This window comes from Vibrio mediterranei (assembly GCF_013364395.1).
Lineage (GTDB): Bacteria > Pseudomonadota > Gammaproteobacteria > Enterobacterales > Vibrionaceae > Vibrio > Vibrio mediterranei.
Map to the genome: position 1 here is coordinate 2,058,812 of NZ_JABXGK010000001.1, position 16,673 is coordinate 2,075,484.

The window sequence follows — 16,673 nt, forward strand, 5'->3', positions numbered from 1 at the left end:
CCTCTCGTCCAACGAACAAGGTGAGCTAGAACTACATAAATATGAACTGCCTATATAAACTATCCAGTTCCGCTCGTATTTGACGAATTTGCGCATCATTTTGCACAGAGACCGCTTCAAGCAGTCCTTTCTCGCGCGCGGTGATTTGTTGACAAAGGCTAGCAAGACTGTCGCAAAACGCGACATTATGACAAGCCTGTTGCTGCGCCTCTTCCATTGCTGATGCCACTTTACGACGCGATGTAGCGGGCACAATGGCATTTGCTTGATTATAAACTTGTTGTCTTTTGCGTCTTTGTAGCGATTCGTCTATCGCTTGCTTCATGGCGGGTGTGATTCTATCGGCATACAAAATCGCCTTACCATTGGCATTTCGTGCTGCTCGACCAATGATCTGAATCAGCGCTTCTACCGAACGTAGAAATCCTGCGTGGTCCGCGTCGAGAATGGCAACCAAGGAAGCCTCTGGAATATCCAGCCCTTCTCTGAGTAGGTTGATACCAATCAAGACATCGAACTCCCCAGCCCTTAATCCATTGATAATATCGACTCTTTCTGAGGTTTTAATATCGGAATGTAAGTAACGAACGCGTATTCCCTGCTCCGCCATATGGTCGTTTAACGACTCCGCACTTACCTTAGTTAAAGTGGTCACGAGCACTCGTTCATTATTACTGGTACGCTGACGTATCTCCTTTAACAGGTCTTCCATATTGTTAGCTGATGGGCGCACCTCAACCTCAGGGTCAAGCAAACCTGTTGGTCGAATAATTTGTTCAACCACCACTCCACCTGAACGCTGAACTTCGTATTTTCCTGGCGTCGCAGAAACAAAAATGGTCTGCGGTTTTGCCTTTTCAAATTCACTGAACGTCAGTGGACGATTATTTAAAGCTGAAGGAAGACGAAACCCGTAATCAATAAGGGTATCTTTACGACTTCGGTCTGATTTCGACATTGCTGAAATCTGAGGAACCATCACGTGAGACTCGTCGATAAACACCAGCCCATCCTTAGGTAGGTAATCCATTAATGTCGTCGGCGGTAGCTCAGGATCTCGTTCATTAAGATAACAGGCATAATTTTCGATCCCGGAGCAATAACCGTATTGCTGCATCATTTCAATATCTTGCATACACCGTTCGTAAAGCCTTGCCGCCTCGGTTAATCGGTTTTCTTCGTTGAGCTCTTTAACTCTTTGTTCCATTTCAATACGGATCAACTCACTGGCTTTACGGACTTTTTGTGGTGACGACGCATAGAGTGTTTTAGGTGAAATCTTGTACTCTGTGCAAGATTTTAAGAGTGTACCTGCTATAGGGTCGACCCAATCAAGGTGCTGAATAACACCGCTATTTAAAGTAATGCGAATAGCATCTTGGGCAGAATCAGCTGGAAACACATCTATTTCGTCGCCACGAATGCGAAAACCAGCGCGCTCTAATTTGGGCTCGGTAAGAGTATATTGTAAGCGTGCTAATCGTTCAGTTAAATCAGCTTTATCTAGTGCCTCACCTACTGCGAGCGATATTTGTAAGTCTCGATAAGCTTGCGGATCGCCTAACCCGTAGACAGAAGAAACGGAAGCCACCACGATAACGTCTCTTCTCTCAATCAGTGACTTGGTTGCCGAGAGCCTTAGTCGCTCTAGCTGTTCGTTAATCGCGGAGTCTTTGCGGATAAAACGGTCGCTACCGGGAATGTAGACTTCTGGCTGAAAGTAATCGTAATAGGAAACAAAATACTCAACGGCATTCTCAGGAAAGAAGTGACACATCTCGCTATATAACTGGGAAGCTAATGTTTTGTTATGAGCAAGAATCAACGTGGGTCGTTTCAAGCGATGGATAATATTCGCCATCGTGAATGTTTTACCCGACCCCGTTACGCCTTGTAATGTTTGATGGCTTTTGCCAGCTTCGATGCCTGAGATTAAACGAGCGATGGCTTCAGGTTGATCTCCTGAAGGTGGGTATGCGGAATGAAGGATAAATTTGTTTTTAGACATATACTCGCCCTCTGAAGAACAGTACTAAAGTATATGCCTATAATCGTCAAAGTGACTAAGCGAAGCTTGCTTGAATCATATAGCTTCTGCAGAATCGATCTCACTTGTGTCCCCTGTCGACTCACTTAACAACCCTGCATAGATGCCATTAATAGACACCAATTGTCGATGGTTGCCCTGTTCGACTATTCGACCCTTTTCTAATACTAAAATTTGATCCGAGTGTTTGATGGTACTTAAACGGTGAGCAATAGCGATAACCGTTTTTTCCTCAAATAAACGCTGCATGGCTTTCTGAATAAGATCTTCAGTAATCGAATCTACAGAGCTTGTCGCTTCATCAAGCATCATAATCTGCCCACCTTGAGCAACTGCTCGAGCAAACGAGATAAGCTGCGTCTGCCCCACCGATAAGTTCGAACCATTCTTATCTAAAACCGAGTCATAACTTCGAGGTAACTGTTCTATAAATCGATCTGCATAGACATAGCGTGCGGCTTGCTCGACTTGTTCACGATCAATCCCCGGTTTACCAAGGGCGATATTGAACTCGATACTTTCTTCAAACAAATGAACATCTTGCATCATCATCGAAAATAGGTGTGCCGAGTCATCCACTGAAATCTTCGATAACTCAATGCCATTTAACAGAATACTGCCCTCATAATCTTGATAGGTTTTTGAAATCAATCTCATGATGGTTGATTTTCCAGAGCCAGTAGAACCTACCAAGGCAATTTGATGGCCTTTTTTAAGTACGAAAGAAACGTCTTTCAGTACATACGGAGCATCTTGTTTATATCGAAAACTAACATTAATGAACTCTAAGCTCACAAACTCTTGCAATGGTTGTTGGACCTGATGACTCGGTAACAAGGTTCGACCTTGTTCCTCCGTCGGCTCAACAAACAGTTCTTCGATATGATCAAACGCCGCAAACGAGCTTTGAATAGAGGCAATTTGAGAAGTGAAATCACGAATCGGCACAAACACTTTTTCTAGCGTATTAATAAAGGCAATCAGTACACCTAAAGTCAGCGTTCCGGCTAGCACTTGTTCAGAGCCATACCAAATCATGAGACCAATGGTTACCGACGTCACACCTGAAATGAAAGAGAATAAGATGGCGTCATACTTATTGATTTTCTTTTGAGCAACCAAAAACTCATCAATATGCCCATTGTATTTCGCTTCTACTTTCTCTTCAGCGCGGTACATTTGAACGGTACTCATACCGAACAACAATTCTTGCAGATAACCGATACCTCTTGCTAAGGATGCGCGCGTTATCTTATGTAAAGCTCTTAGACGATTACGTACATACACCGTTAAATACATAACAGGTGGCATGACTACTAATACGATCAAAGTCAGCTTCCAATCGATAAATAGCATCATTACCAACAAGGCAATGGTGTTTATTGAATCCTTTACCAACCCGACAACTGATTGCACAAACGTTTCACCGATAGTCTCTAAATCACTCGTCAAACGTGACAACGTGACGCCTGCTGGCGTATTGTCGAAATAGCTACGCGGAAGTCTGAGTACGCGTTCAAACAACACTGCGCGCATGTCGGTAATCGTTAGTTGACCAGTTTTTCTTAAATTGTAAGCATAAGTGGTGTCCACCACGTACCCTGCAATAAGGACTAGGACCAAATACACCACATATTGCATTAACCCAGCGAAGTCATTTTGTCCCAACTGAACGTCAATAACTTGGATAATTAACCAAGGGAATAACAAGCTGGTTGCGACCGACAGAGGAAGCATAGCAATACCAATCAGAGCGGTTTTCTTGTATTTCTTAGCGAACTTGAAGAAGTGCTTGAGATACTTTACGTCGACACCTTTTAACATGCGCTCGCCTCCGCTTCATTTTGCTGAAGCTGCCACGTTTCCAAATAGTACGGGCATGTTTTCAGTAACGTTTTATGGTCACCTTTCGCAATTATCTTGCCTTCATTAAGTACGATGATCTCATCCATATATTCTAAAGCGTTAACACGGTGCGATACCACGAGCACCGATTGGTGTTTGAGTCGCTCAAATAACCCATTCAATATTTTACGTTCGGTTTCGTAATCAACCGCAGAGAGTACGTTATCCATAATGACAAGGTCTGCAGGCTCTAAGAGTGCTCGTGCAATGCTCAACCTCTGCTTTTGCCCACCAGAGAGCATAATGCCTTTTTCACCTACCAGAGTTTGATCACCATCCTCAAACCTAGCCACATCGTTTGCGAGCTGGCTCAGCGAGAGCACTTCGTCCACTTGCTCCTTTGTGGCATCATTGTTGGCACTACCAAATCGAATATTCTCTTCTACCGTGGCCGAGAACAGATAAGGATCTTGGGTGACGGTCTTAACATAGCGACGCAAGTCACTGCGGGCAAAATCCGTAATGTCTTTACCACCTAAGAAAATGGCATTAGTGGGAACATCTAAATGATGATTCAGGCAGTTCACCAAGGTTGTTTTGCCTGAGCCGATTCCACCAAGTACCCCTACTTTTTTCCCCGCTGGAATGTCAAAGCTGATATTGTCCAAAATCAGCCGTTCATCATTTGGATAATGAAAACTCAAATTTCTTACCGATAACGACTCCCCTTTCAACTGTTCAACATCCTCATCAGTGAAACGAGTTTGATCAGTTTCAGGGATTTGAACATTGAGGATAGTTTGAGCACTTTGAATACCAACAATACCTCGCTGGTAGATAGTCGCGATTCGACCAAGCTGCATCAATGGCATAGCTAATAACACAGAATAAGTAAGAAATGCGGTAATTTCGCCAAGAGTTAGCTCTTGATTCATCAGCATGTAACCACCTAGACCGAGAATTAATATCTTCATTAGGTCATTGGCGTAATCAAGTACCGGTAAAAAGAACACCTGGATTCGAGTAATCTGCATTCGGCAACGCAGCAGTTGCTGATTGAGCTTCTCTATTTCTGTAGTTACCCAAGGTGACATGCGTTGATTCTTAATCAAGTCGATGCCTGACAAGTAGCTCATAAGCTGAGCAGACAAACTTTGTAGCCGATTCATATGCTCAGTGTGCAACACTTTCATTCGCTTAAATCCAATGCGGAAAATCACAAAAGCAATGGAGATTGGAATGACTGAATACATAGTCAGTTCTGGAGCGATACGCCACATCCAAATTGGTGTCAGAGAAAGAGCAAACATAGTGTTAAAGAACTGGAGAAAGCCAATCCCAAACATCAGTCGAACCCCCATCACATCGTTGTTCATGATAGAAATGAGTCGACCTGATGCAAACTTCTCGTGGTAGCTATTTGGTAGCCGATTGAGCTGTTTTAACAGTCTATTTTTAAGTGCAGCTTCTGCAATCCTTCCGGGGTTAAGCGCATACACTCGAGACAGAATACGCACCACAACCATAGCTACAGACATGCCCACTACGATGGCGACATAAGTTTGCAATTGTTGATGACCGTCATTCGACGCATCATCAATCAGATCTATCGCCAGTTGGATATAGCGTGGAATTTCTACTTGCAGCCAGTTAACGAGAAAAATAAAAATGATCGCGAAAATATAGGATTTGCGATTCATATACAAATAGTGCGAAATCAACTGCCTAGTGTTCATAAAGCTCTTTATTTGGAAAGATTTAGGGGCGTACTAGTCGATGCTGATATGACCAGATTGTGTCAGTAGCATAGGATTAGCTTTAGAATATGGTTGATAATATCAACTTTAATTAGTCTTGTGAATGGATTCATAAAAATTATCCCAAACTAAACTCACTAATATTTGTTCTACTTCTTCTAAGTTGTAGCAGTGTGTTATAGGTCGTCCAGCCGAAAATCAAACAAGACATGATCTTAGTCATAAGAAACTCACTTTTTATCCAGTATCATCGAGACGCACTGGACTTACTTTTTTCTAGTAAAAACTATATAAGTGACCTATCCGATGACACAAAATATAAACTCTATTACCTTCGATATGGTCGACACAGCAATCACAAGAGTAGAACACGCTAACCATATCAATTTGGAAGCACTCAAAAACACACTGAGTGTTAACCCTGATCAGGCAGTAGAGATGTTCAACTCTTTGGTTTGCATAGACTCTATCGATGACAAATTTAAGCAAATCATGAATAGCTACCCACAGCTACTAGATAACGCTCAGCACCTTTTAGAAACCTCTATTTTGCTGAGTTAGTCAATTTGCCGTTTGAAATCATGAAAAAGCTCTCTATTTAGAGAGCTTTTTTGTGGCCGTTATTTAAAACTATCGTATCGTAGAACGCTCGAAACGTACGGTTATTTAATTAACCGAACAAGCAGTGAACCCGGTGCTCGTACAGACTCTACATTGTGACTGATCACCACGCCGTCTGAAGGTGACAAGTACTCTTCGATAACATCACCAAAACTGTTGTATTGCGTCGCTATTTTTTGACCCTCGGATATCTTATCGAGCAACTCAACATGGCAGATCACAAACCCACCTTGATTCGCTCGAATACTGACAATTTGCTCGCCCTCTGTACAAGGTAGAGTTTGCGGCACCACTTCACCATCAATTAACTGATACGATCGCAGAATATTCAGCACCCCATCTACCGCACGTTGCACCATGTCTAGGTCAGAATAGCGCCCGACTCCAACTTCAATCGTAATTGAGGGAATGTCTGCTCGGTTATACACAGTTTCAAGAATGCCAGGGTCTCCTGGGTCGTTTAAAATCACATCGGGGTTCAGCAGACGCGCCATTCGAATGGCGTCATCAAGTCGATAATCGGCAAACACATACAGTGGATACGCCGCGCCCGAAGTTTGGGAATGCAGATCAATGGCCAGATCGGCGTTGGGCTGAAGAAGGTTGGTCCAAAGGCTGTGCGCAAAACGATTCGCATCATCGCCGTCTGGGCTGCCGGGAAAAACACGATTCAAATTCGAGGTGGAACTATCTGGAGCAGCGGAGTGGTAATCACGACTATGGCGTGCGATCCCAGACAGGTTCACTGTCGGCACAATGGTGACCGTACCGGCATTCGTTTTACCAATCAGCTCTCTAGCCAACTGCTGAGCCGTTAGGATCCCGTTTTGCTCATCACCATGGATACCAGCGGTAATCATAATTCGTTTTCCAGGGCGAAAGCCCTTGAACACACGAACGGGCAACGTCTGGGGATGACCTATGGCGTCGGTGGCGACCGCAAACCAAAATTTATGCTCACCCGGCTCTAAACCTTCCACATCCAGAGCTTGTATCGTTGGATACATAGGCACAATACATTGGTTGAGTGGTTTAGACATAGTAACTCCGGCGCTGGCACAAAGCGTCATCATAACATTGATATAACACCAGTACAGTGCTGAATCACCGAGTTACATCCCCCCTCACTATTGGAACCATGGTGGCAGAACTGGTTGATAAGACTGAGTTTAAGTTACGGAAGGAGGCGATAAAAACGTTGCATAAAGGCGGCAGAGTCACTGCCGCCGTTTTATTATGCTAACAGGCAAGATACCGAGTGCGCTTCGTCACCAGTTAGTATCGGCTTTTCCTTGGCGCAGGTTTCATTGGCTAGTGGGCAGCGAGTACGGAACACACAACCTGAAGGTGGATTGATTGGAGAAGGCAAATCCCCTTCCAACATCTCGATGGTTTTCGAGCGCTCAATGTGAGGATCTGGTATTGGTACCGCTGACATCAAAGCTCGAGTATAAGGGTGCTTTGGCTCAGCAAACAACGCCTCTGACTCTCCCAACTCTACCGCGTTTCCTAAATACATCACCAACACTCGGTCTGATATGTGTTTGACTACCGACAGATCGTGAGCAATAAAGACCAAACTCAGTCCTAGTTCCTTTTGTAGTGCTTTCAATAAATTCACTACCTGTGCTTGAATCGATACATCCAATGCTGATACTGGCTCATCGCAGATGATCATCTTGGGACGCAGAATCAGTGCTCGGGCAATACCGATACGCTGACACTGGCCACCCGAAAACTCATGGGGGTAGCGATTAATCACATTAGGTAATAAACCGACTTTCGCCATCATTTCTTTAACGCGTTGCTTCACTTCTTGTTTGCCAAGCTCAGGATAAAATGTCTCTAGGGGCTCAGCAATGATATCTCCTACTGTCATGCGAGGATTGAGAGACGCCAACGGATCTTGGAAAATCATCTGGATTTCCTTGCGCGTTTCCCTGCGCTGCACAGAGTGCATTTTAGTAAGGTCATTCCCAAGCCAGACCACCTCACCATCTGTAGCTTCAACTAAACCAATTATCGCTCGTGCGAATGTGGATTTACCGCAACCTGACTCACCTACTACTCCGAGCGTTTCTCCTTCATAAAGACGGACATTGACTCCATCGACCGCTTTCAACTGAGAAGCCTTACTCCAAGGCCATGCGGATTTCGAAGCAATGCTGAAGTGTACTTTGAGCTGTTTTACATCTAACAGCAGGTTTTTGTTATCTTTCATAGCATTCATTTGGTCCAAGTCTCCCAATCAGAGAAGCAGGCTCGCTGGCGATTATCGGCAAAGTTCTCTAACGCTGGCGCCGTAACGCTGCACTGTGGAACAGCACGATGGCAACGTTCTTGATAAGGACAGCCCGGTGGTAAGCGAAGCAAGTTAGGTGGATTGCCGGGAATAGTAGGGAGTATCTCCCCTTCCGTGTCCAATCGAGGAATAGCCTTGAGCAGGCCCTCTGCATAAGGATGACTTGGGTTATAGAAAATATCATCCACAGTTCCATACTCCATGGTACGGCCTGCATACATAACCAATACCTTGTCGCAGGAACCAGCGACTACACCCAAATCATGGGTAATCATAATGATCGCCGTATTGAACTCAGTTTTCAGCTCATTCAATAGGTCCATGATCTGTGCTTGAACTGTTACGTCCAACGCAGTGGTGGGCTCATCGGCGATCAACAGCTTAGGGCGACACAACAGAGCCATGGCGATCATCACGCGTTGGCGCATACCTCCTGAAAATTCATGAGGGTACATCGAGATACGCTTACGGGCTTCAGGAATCTTCACCGCCTCTAGCATGCGCACAGATTCTTCAAGCGCCTCCGTTTTACCCATCCCTTTGTGCAGCATCAGGACTTCCATCAATTGGTCACTGACCTTCATGTATGGATTGAGAGAAGTCATTGGGTCTTGGAAGATCATTGCAATCTGTTCTGCACGAACTTTATTCAGTTCTTTTTCAGACAGATTAAGAATTTCACGACCTTCAAATTTAGCACTACCAGAGACAATGCCATTTTTTGCCAGTAAACCCATAATCGAGAAAACGGTTTGTGACTTACCGGAACCAGACTCGCCGACGATCCCCAACGTTTCGCCTTGGTTTAACGCGAAGTTGAGGTCATTCACTGCCGTCACTAAGCCATCCTGCGTCTTAAACTCAACTCGCAGATCTTTTACATCTAATAAACTCATTATTTTTCCTTAGTCACGACTATCTGTCTTTCGGATCCAGTGCGTCACGAAGACCATCGCCAACGTAGTTAAAGCAAAATAGTGTGACCACCATGAAAATAGCAGGGAAAGCCAGTTGCCAAATAGCCACTTCCATTGTCTGAGACCCTTCCTGCAGCAGCGCGCCCCAACTTGTCATTGGCTCTTGCACGCCTAATCCAAGGAACGATAGGAACGACTCGGTTAAAATCATGCTCGGAATAAGTAGTGTCGAATAAACCGCAACAATACCCAATACATTCGGCACAATATGGCGTGTAATGATTCGCCAGTTGCTCACACCACTGACATGAGCTGCCTCGATAAACTCTTTACTACGAAGACTTAACGTTTGACCACGTACTATTCGGGCCATGTCCAACCAGGCAATTGCGCCGATAGCGACAAAAATCAGCACGATGTTGCGACCAAAGAAGGTTACTAACACGATCACCAGAAACATAAATGGCACTGCATAGAGAATTTCAAGCACACGCATCATCACGCGGTCCACTCTGCCTCCGATAAATCCAGAGGTCGCCCCATACAAGGTCCCAATAAGCACAGCAACCAGAGCACCGAGCACACCAACCATCAATGAAATACGTCCACCGATTAGCGTTCGCACATAGAGATCTCGTCCTAAGCTATCCGTCCCAAACCAGTGCTCTGCACTTGGTGCAGCGTGCATGGCATACCAATCCGTATCATCAAAGGTGTAACTTGCAACCATAGGAAGGAAAATCACTGCCATGGTCATTACAAACAGAATCAACAAACTCACCATCGCAGCTTTGTTGCGCATAAAACGAATTCGCGCGTCTTGCCACAAGCTTCGACCTTCAATTTCTAAACTTTCTGAAAACTTCTCGACAGCTTCCAAGTTTTCTTTTTTCGTTAGCATCACTCACTTCCTCAGTAACGAATTTTCGGGTCGATCATCGCAAGCAAAATATCCACGATGGCGTTGAATAGAATGAAGAGGAAACCAATCAAAATGGTCACCCCCATCACTAACGAATAGTCTCGGTTAAAAGCCGCATTAACAAACAGCTTGCCGATACCCGGTAAGCCAAAAATAGTTTCGATAACAACGGAGCCAGTAATAATGCCGACGAAAGCAGGCCCCATATACGACACTACAGGCAGTAACGCAGGCTTTAACGCATGCTTAAGAACGATGTAGGAATAACTCAGCCCTTTGGCTCGCGCTGTACGAATGAAATTACTGTTGAGCGTTTCTATCATGCTGCCTCTAGTGATACGAGCGAAGGTTGCCACATACAAAAGCGACATCCCGATGACGGGTAGTACAATGTACTTCAGACCACCGTCGTGCCACCCCCCTGCTGGAAACAGGTGCCAGTGTAGTGAGAACAAGTAAATCAGTGCCGGAGCTAACACGAAGGATGGCATCACGACACCTAACATCGCGGTCGACATAATGGTGTAATCGACCCAGGTATTTTGCTTTAAGGCGGCAATCGTACCGACTGTGACTCCCATAATGAGGGTAAAGATAAACGCGACTAACCCCACTTTCGCCGATACCGGCAGTGCCACAGCGATCAATTCGTTAACCGTGTAATCTTGATACTTGAATGAGGGACCAAAATCTCCATGGAGGACATTAGATAGGTAGGTCGTGTACTGCTCAAATACTGGCTTGTCTAGGCCATATTTAGCTTCAATATTTGCCATGACTTCAGGGGGAAGTGGGCGTTCACTTGAAAAAGGGTTACCCGGTGCAAAACGCATCAGAAAAAAAGATACGGTGATCAACACCAATAAGGTTGGTATTGCTTCCAATATCCGCTTCATGATGAACTTAATCATAAACGTGTCCAGTTTGAAATTATGAATAACAGAAGGACACTGCATGTACGATCACATACAGAGTCCTTGCTGACTTTTTAACAATGATTACTTAGCTTTGATGTATAGGTCTTTTGCGTAGATCTTGTCTTCCGCGTTCCCTTCGGGATAACCGCCAAGTTGAGGTGAAACGAGACGTGTCGTCACGTATTGATAGATTGGAGCTAAAGGCATGTCTTTCGACAGTTGTGCCTCTGCGTCATAGTAGAGCTGAGTGCGCTCAGACTCGGATTTTGAGTTGAGGGCTTTGTCGATAATGGCATCATAAGCTGGACTCTTATAATGAACACCACCATTGACGTTATCGCTCATCATCAAAGTTAAGAAGGTCGATGCTTCGTTGTAGTCTCCACACCACGCAGCACGCGTGACGTCAAAGTTGCCTTGGTCCCTACTCGCTAGGTAAGACTTCCATTCTTGGTTCTCCAGGTGAACATTAACCCCGAGTTTTTTCTTCCACATCGACGAAATAGCTACCGCAATTTTCTTGTGATTTCCCGACGTGTTATACAGCAGGCTGAAATCTAGCGGGTGGTCTCTATCGTAACCAGCCTCTGCCAGCAACGCCCGCGCTTTCTCATCTCTTTGTTTTTGCGTTAGCTTGCCGTATTCCGGCAATTGTGGCGAAAATCCCGCGGTGATTTCTGGCGTTAGGAAGTAAGCGGGTTTCTGTCCCTGCCCTAAAATGGCTTTAGTGATAATGTCACGGTCAATAGCATAAGACAGTGCTTTGCGGACTCTTACATCGTTAAACGGTGCTTTCATTGCGTTGAACTGATAGTAATAGCTGCATAAGTTGCCCTTGATGGCGACATCCTGCGGATACTCTTTTTGAAGGCGATGGAAATGCTCGTTTGGCACTTCGTTAGTCATCTGAATTTCACCCGACAGGAAACGGTTCATTTCAGCGACTTGATCCTCAATAGGCAAGAAAGTGACTTTGTTGATCACTGTGTGTTCATTATCCCAGTAATTAGGATTTCGCTTCAGCTCTAATCGCTCATTCACCACCCACTTTTCCGGAAGGTATGCGCCATTACCAACAAAGTGCTCCGGTTTGGTCCACTTCTCGCCCCATTTTTCAATTGTCGCCTTATGTACAGGCATCATAGTGGTGTGAGCCAACATCTTAACGAAATAAGGTACTTCGGTATCCAATGTGACTTTAAGTGTGTAGTCGTCAACGGCCTCAACACCTAATTCAGATATATCTTTCTTACCTTCAATAATATCTTGCGCGTTTTTCATCTTGGTTGAGGAAAGATACCAAGCGTAAGGTGACGCATTTTTCGGATCCACTGCTCGGCGAAAACTGTAGACGAAATCTCCCGCGGTCACAGGATCGCCATTGGACCATTTAGCATTGTGACGGAGGTGGAAAGTGAAGGTCTTATTGTCAGGAGTATCCCAAGATTCGGCCACACCCGGAATGGTTTCACCATTGGCATCCTGTGTCACCAGACCTTCCAACAAATCACGAATGACGTTTGACTCTGGAACGCCTTCTGACTTTTGAGGGTCAATGGTTGCCACTTCGGTACCGTTACCTCGTACAAATTCTTGTTTTTTTGCTAGTTTAGTTCCGGCTGGAACGTTAGCTGCATAGGATGACTGAACAATAGTAGAGCTAAGTATGCCCGTACTAATTAGTAGTGCTATTTTCGTTTTATTAATAGTTAACATGTTGTGCCTGCATCTTTTTATTGTGATTAAACTGGAGAATTAACTCCGTTTGATTCAAAAGTATTTTTTACGCAAAGATGTAACACAAAAAGATAATTCTTATTCACATTAAGGAAATTTGATAGATAGGTAACGTTTTTATCACATTATATTAATGTCAAACAGCACCTATAAATCATTCTATTATCATAGAAATTGTTTTACTTTATCTATATCTGCTTGGAATGAATCAGCGCCGATAATAGTGACTACTTGCTCAATAACTTTGATTTCTTCAGGGTCAAATGTATGGTGTGGATCGACTAAGTTCCATACATGAAGAGGACTTGGAGACCATCGCTTGAACAAGCAGTCTAGAGCTTGCTCTTGGCTTCGGGTGAGTTGTTTATGGATATTTTTAGCACCTTTATGCCTCAAAGGGCCGTTAATGTAGACATCTGCCATATGAAGCATCAATCTTATTCGTGTTGTTTCGAACATTATTTCTAATTTCCTGCAGTGCTCTACGACTTATTACACACAACAAAATATCCGTTATTGTCCATTTATAATGAGTAATGTCTAGATAACATACTTTCTCAAAAGATTAATGTGAATCGTGGGTAAATTATTCGCTGTTATTTTCTGATATATTGCTTTTAATTAGGCAAGGGATAAGATATTTCCATCGAAAGATAATATTATTTAGAAACTGATCATTCTAGGCATACACGAGCAGTTAAATAATATTAACACTATGAAGGTAAATGTGGCTCAAAAAATCACATTCATAAGAGTGTTAATGAGAGGGATGACTGTCGATTCTTGAGGCAGGTTGTACGGCATAAGAGAAACATCTCACTTCTTATACCGTACAAAAGCACTTACGCCAGTAGCGATTTCGCAGTCGCTACAACGTTTTCAGTTGTGAAGCCAAACATCTTAAACAGCTCACCCGCTGGCGCAGATTCACCGAATGTTGTCATGCCGATAATCTTGCCACCGAAGCCAACATACTTGAACCAGTAATCCGCAATACCTGCTTCAACAGCAATACGCTTAGTCACTGCCGCAGGAAGAACCGCTTCACGGTATGCTTCATCTTGCGCATCAAATACGTCAGTAGAAGGAAGAGACACTACACGTACTTTCTTACCTTCAGCCGTCAGTTCAGCGTAAGCGTTTGTTGCTAGCTCAACTTCAGAGCCTGTCGCAATAAAGATTAGCTCAGGCGTGCCTTCGCAATCTTTCAGGATGTAACCACCCTTAGCAACGTTTGCTAGCTGCTCAGCGTCACGATATTGCTGTGTTAGGTTTTGACGAGAGAAGATAAGCGATGTTGGGCCGTCTTTACGTTCAATTGCGTATTTCCAAGCCACCGCAGACTCTACTTGGTCACATGGGCGCCATGTACTCATGTTCGGCGTTACGCGTAGTGATGCGATTTGCTCAACCGGTTGGTGTGTCGGGCCATCTTCACCCAGACCGATAGAATCGTGAGTGTAAACTTGGATGTTTTGCACTTTCATCAGTGCAGCCATGCGCATTGCGTTACGAGCGTATTCCATGAACATTAGGAAGGTTGCACCGTAAGGGACGAAACCACCATGCAGAGCGATACCATTGATGATCGCGGTCATACCGAATTCACGTACACCGTAGTGGATGTAGTTACCAGACGCATCGTCAGCCGTTAGCGACTGAGAGCCAGACCACATGGTGAGGTTTGATGGTGCTAGGTCAGCAGAGCCGCCCATGAATTCTGGAAGCATCTTACCGAACGCTTCTAGAGCATTTTGAGACGCTTTACGAGATGCAATGTTTGCTGGGTTAGCTTGAAGATCAGCAATGATCTTGCTTGCTTCTTGTTCCCACTGAGCTGGAAGCTCACCGTTCACACGACGCTTAAACTCAGCTGCTAGTTCTGGGTAAGCCGCTTCATAAGCCGCTAGCTTCTCGTTCCAAGCTGCTTCTTTTGCGCTACCCGCTTCGTTTGCATCCCACTCTGCTTTGATGTCAGCAGGGATTTCGAATGGACCGTGTTCCCAACCCAGGAATTCACGTGCTGCTGCAATTTCGTCGTGACCTAGTGGTGCACCGTGACAGTCGTGAGAGCCCGCTTTGTTTGGTGAACCAAAACCGATGATGGTTTTAGTACAGATAAGTGTTGGACGTGGATCCGCTTTTGCCGCTTCAATCGCTGCATTGATCGCGTCAGCATCGTGACCGTCTACTGCAGGAATTACGTGCCAGCCGTATGCTTCGAAGCGCTTAGGTGTATCGTCAGAGAACCAACCTTCGACTTCACCATCGATAGAAATACCGTTGTCATCCCAGAAAGCAATCAGCTTACCTAGACCTAGCGTACCTGCTAGAGAACATGCTTCGTGAGAGATACCTTCCATCAGACAGCCGTCACCCATGAAGACATAAGTGAAGTGGTCAACGATGTCGTGGCCTTCTTTGTTGAATTGTGCTGCAAGAGATTTCTCAGCAATCGCCATACCAACCGCGTTGGTAATGCCTTGACCTAGAGGACCAGTCGTCGTCTCGATACCTGGTGCATAGCCGTACTCTGGGTGACCTGGTGTTTTTGAGTGCAGTTGACGGAAGTTTTTCAAATCGTCAATTGATAGCTCGTAGCCGCTTAGGTGAAGCAGAGAGTAAATCAGCATTGAGCCGTGGCCGTTTGACAGTACGAAACGGTCGCGGTCAGCCCACTCTGGGTTTGACGGGTTGTGATTTAGGTGAGAACGCCAAAGAACTTCAGCGATATCAGCCATACCCATTGGTGCACCTGGGTGACCTGAGTTAGCTTGTTGAACACCATCCATGCTTAGCGCGCGGATTGCATTGGCGAGTTTTTTTCTGTTGTTTGTTTCAGTCATTTTAACTCTCGAAAATTAATATAAATGTTCAAATTCTTGGATTGTTGCTTTGCCGCGTAGACGCAGGAAATTTAGAAAGCGGCTCGACGATGTCGATACAATTCTCTCTTCCGGTACTTGGTGTTTAGTGAGCAGGTCTATGGCTTTGTCGAGTTTTGAAATTTCCTCACAAAAGTGCGCGTCTGAACCCGTGGTGAAATACACACCTATTTCATTTCCTAGACGGACAATTTCGTCACAACGCTTGTCACTGCCCTTACGGCTTTTACCAGTTAGTGAGGTGTTGTTTACTTCGACAACAATGTTTAAGTCTTTCGCGCACTGTAAAACTTTGCGCATATCAAACGGGTAGTTAGGGTTCCCTGTATGCCCTAACACATCAATTCGGCCACTTTGCATAGCGTTGATCAGCGCTTCTGTGTGCGCTTCTTCCGTGGACGGTGAAAACACGGGTTCATGAAAGCTGGCAATAACCCAGTCCAAATGTTGGTCACTGGAGTTAGGAAGATCAATTTCCCCCTTTGTATTTAGAATGTTGGCTTCGACACCACGCAAGATGCCGACATCATGGAGAAATCGGGGCAGAATCCTTTGATTGTTAAAATACCAGTAATGGGGGGCACCTGGCATTTCAGGAGCATGATCCGTAATACAAAGAAGCTCCAGCCCCTTATTTTTTGCTGCTAACGCATTCTCTAAGACCGTACTGTAAGCATGGCCGCTAGCGATAGTATGAGTATGGGTATCAATGACTATTTTCAT

13 protein-coding genes are annotated in these 16,673 nt (G+C 44.8%); 1 reads left to right on the top strand and 12 read right to left on the bottom strand.

Annotated elements, in window-relative coordinates; translation table 11 throughout:
* Window positions 1–31: 31 nt before the first annotated feature.
* The 3 genes from uvrB to HOP38_RS09625 form a co-directional block, all read right to left on the bottom strand.
* Complete coding sequence (gene uvrB / locus HOP38_RS09615) at window positions 32–2,008, bottom strand: excinuclease ABC subunit UvrB (RefSeq protein WP_198557948.1); 1,977 nt, start codon at window positions 2,006–2,008, stop codon at window positions 32–34.
* Window positions 2,009–2,083: 75 nt separating this feature from the next.
* Window positions 2,084–3,871 (bottom strand): ABC transporter ATP-binding protein, encoded by a 1,788-nt coding sequence (locus HOP38_RS09620; RefSeq protein ID WP_198557949.1) that lies wholly within the window; start codon window positions 3,869–3,871, stop codon window positions 2,084–2,086.
* On the bottom strand, window positions 3,865–5,628 hold the full coding sequence (locus HOP38_RS09625; RefSeq protein WP_198557950.1) for an ABC transporter ATP-binding protein: 1,764 nt from the start codon (window positions 5,626–5,628) through the stop codon (window positions 3,865–3,867). The genes HOP38_RS09620 and HOP38_RS09625 overlap by 7 nt, the downstream gene beginning before the upstream one ends.
* 327 nt (window positions 5,629–5,955) lie before the next feature.
* On the opposite strand from HOP38_RS09625, the gene HOP38_RS09630 reads away from it, so the two are divergent.
* Window positions 5,956–6,210 (top strand): hypothetical protein, encoded by a 255-nt coding sequence (locus tag HOP38_RS09630; RefSeq protein WP_006071801.1) that lies wholly within the window; start codon window positions 5,956–5,958, stop codon window positions 6,208–6,210.
* Between the two features lie 101 nt (window positions 6,211–6,311).
* On the opposite strand, the gene HOP38_RS09635 is transcribed toward HOP38_RS09630, so the two are convergent.
* The 9 genes from HOP38_RS09635 to HOP38_RS09675 all read right to left on the bottom strand — a co-directional run bounded on the left by HOP38_RS09635 (window position 6,312) and on the right by HOP38_RS09675 (window position 16,673).
* Window positions 6,312–7,310 (bottom strand): succinylglutamate desuccinylase/aspartoacylase family protein, encoded by a 999-nt coding sequence (locus HOP38_RS09635; RefSeq protein ID WP_198557951.1) that lies wholly within the window; start codon window positions 7,308–7,310, stop codon window positions 6,312–6,314.
* A gap of 194 nt (window positions 7,311–7,504) precedes the next feature.
* Window positions 7,505–8,491, bottom strand: a complete 987-nt coding sequence (gene oppF / locus HOP38_RS09640) for a murein tripeptide/oligopeptide ABC transporter ATP binding protein OppF (RefSeq protein ID WP_275664854.1) — start codon at window positions 8,489–8,491, stop codon at window positions 7,505–7,507.
* A 5-nt stretch (window positions 8,492–8,496) separates the two neighbouring features.
* Window positions 8,497–9,468 carry an ABC transporter ATP-binding protein gene (oppD, locus tag HOP38_RS09645; protein WP_198557952.1) on the bottom strand — a complete coding sequence of 324 codons (972 nt, stop codon included), beginning with the start codon at window positions 9,466–9,468 and terminating at the stop codon, window positions 8,497–8,499.
* Between the two features lie 19 nt (window positions 9,469–9,487).
* Complete coding sequence (oppC, locus tag HOP38_RS09650; RefSeq protein WP_006071809.1) at window positions 9,488–10,390, bottom strand: oligopeptide ABC transporter permease OppC; 903 nt, start codon at window positions 10,388–10,390, stop codon at window positions 9,488–9,490.
* An 11-nt stretch (window positions 10,391–10,401) separates the two neighbouring features.
* Complete coding sequence (gene oppB, locus HOP38_RS09655) at window positions 10,402–11,322, bottom strand: oligopeptide ABC transporter permease OppB (protein ID WP_031495785.1); 921 nt, start codon at window positions 11,320–11,322, stop codon at window positions 10,402–10,404.
* Window positions 11,323–11,409: 87 nt separating this feature from the next.
* Window positions 11,410–13,044, bottom strand: coding sequence for an ABC transporter substrate-binding protein (locus HOP38_RS09660; RefSeq protein WP_198557953.1), 1,635 nt, complete (start codon window positions 13,042–13,044; stop codon window positions 11,410–11,412).
* 186 nt (window positions 13,045–13,230) lie between these two features.
* A complete protein-coding gene (locus HOP38_RS09665; RefSeq protein WP_006071813.1) occupies window positions 13,231–13,524 on the bottom strand; it encodes a hypothetical protein in 294 nt (97 codons plus the stop codon).
* 383 nt (window positions 13,525–13,907) lie between these two features.
* Window positions 13,908–15,911 (bottom strand): transketolase, encoded by a 2,004-nt coding sequence (tkt, locus tag HOP38_RS09670; RefSeq protein ID WP_198557954.1) that lies wholly within the window; start codon window positions 15,909–15,911, stop codon window positions 13,908–13,910.
* A gap of 15 nt (window positions 15,912–15,926) precedes the next feature.
* On the bottom strand, window positions 15,927–16,673 hold the full coding sequence (locus tag HOP38_RS09675; protein ID WP_006071815.1) for a phosphatase: 747 nt from the start codon (window positions 16,671–16,673) through the stop codon (window positions 15,927–15,929).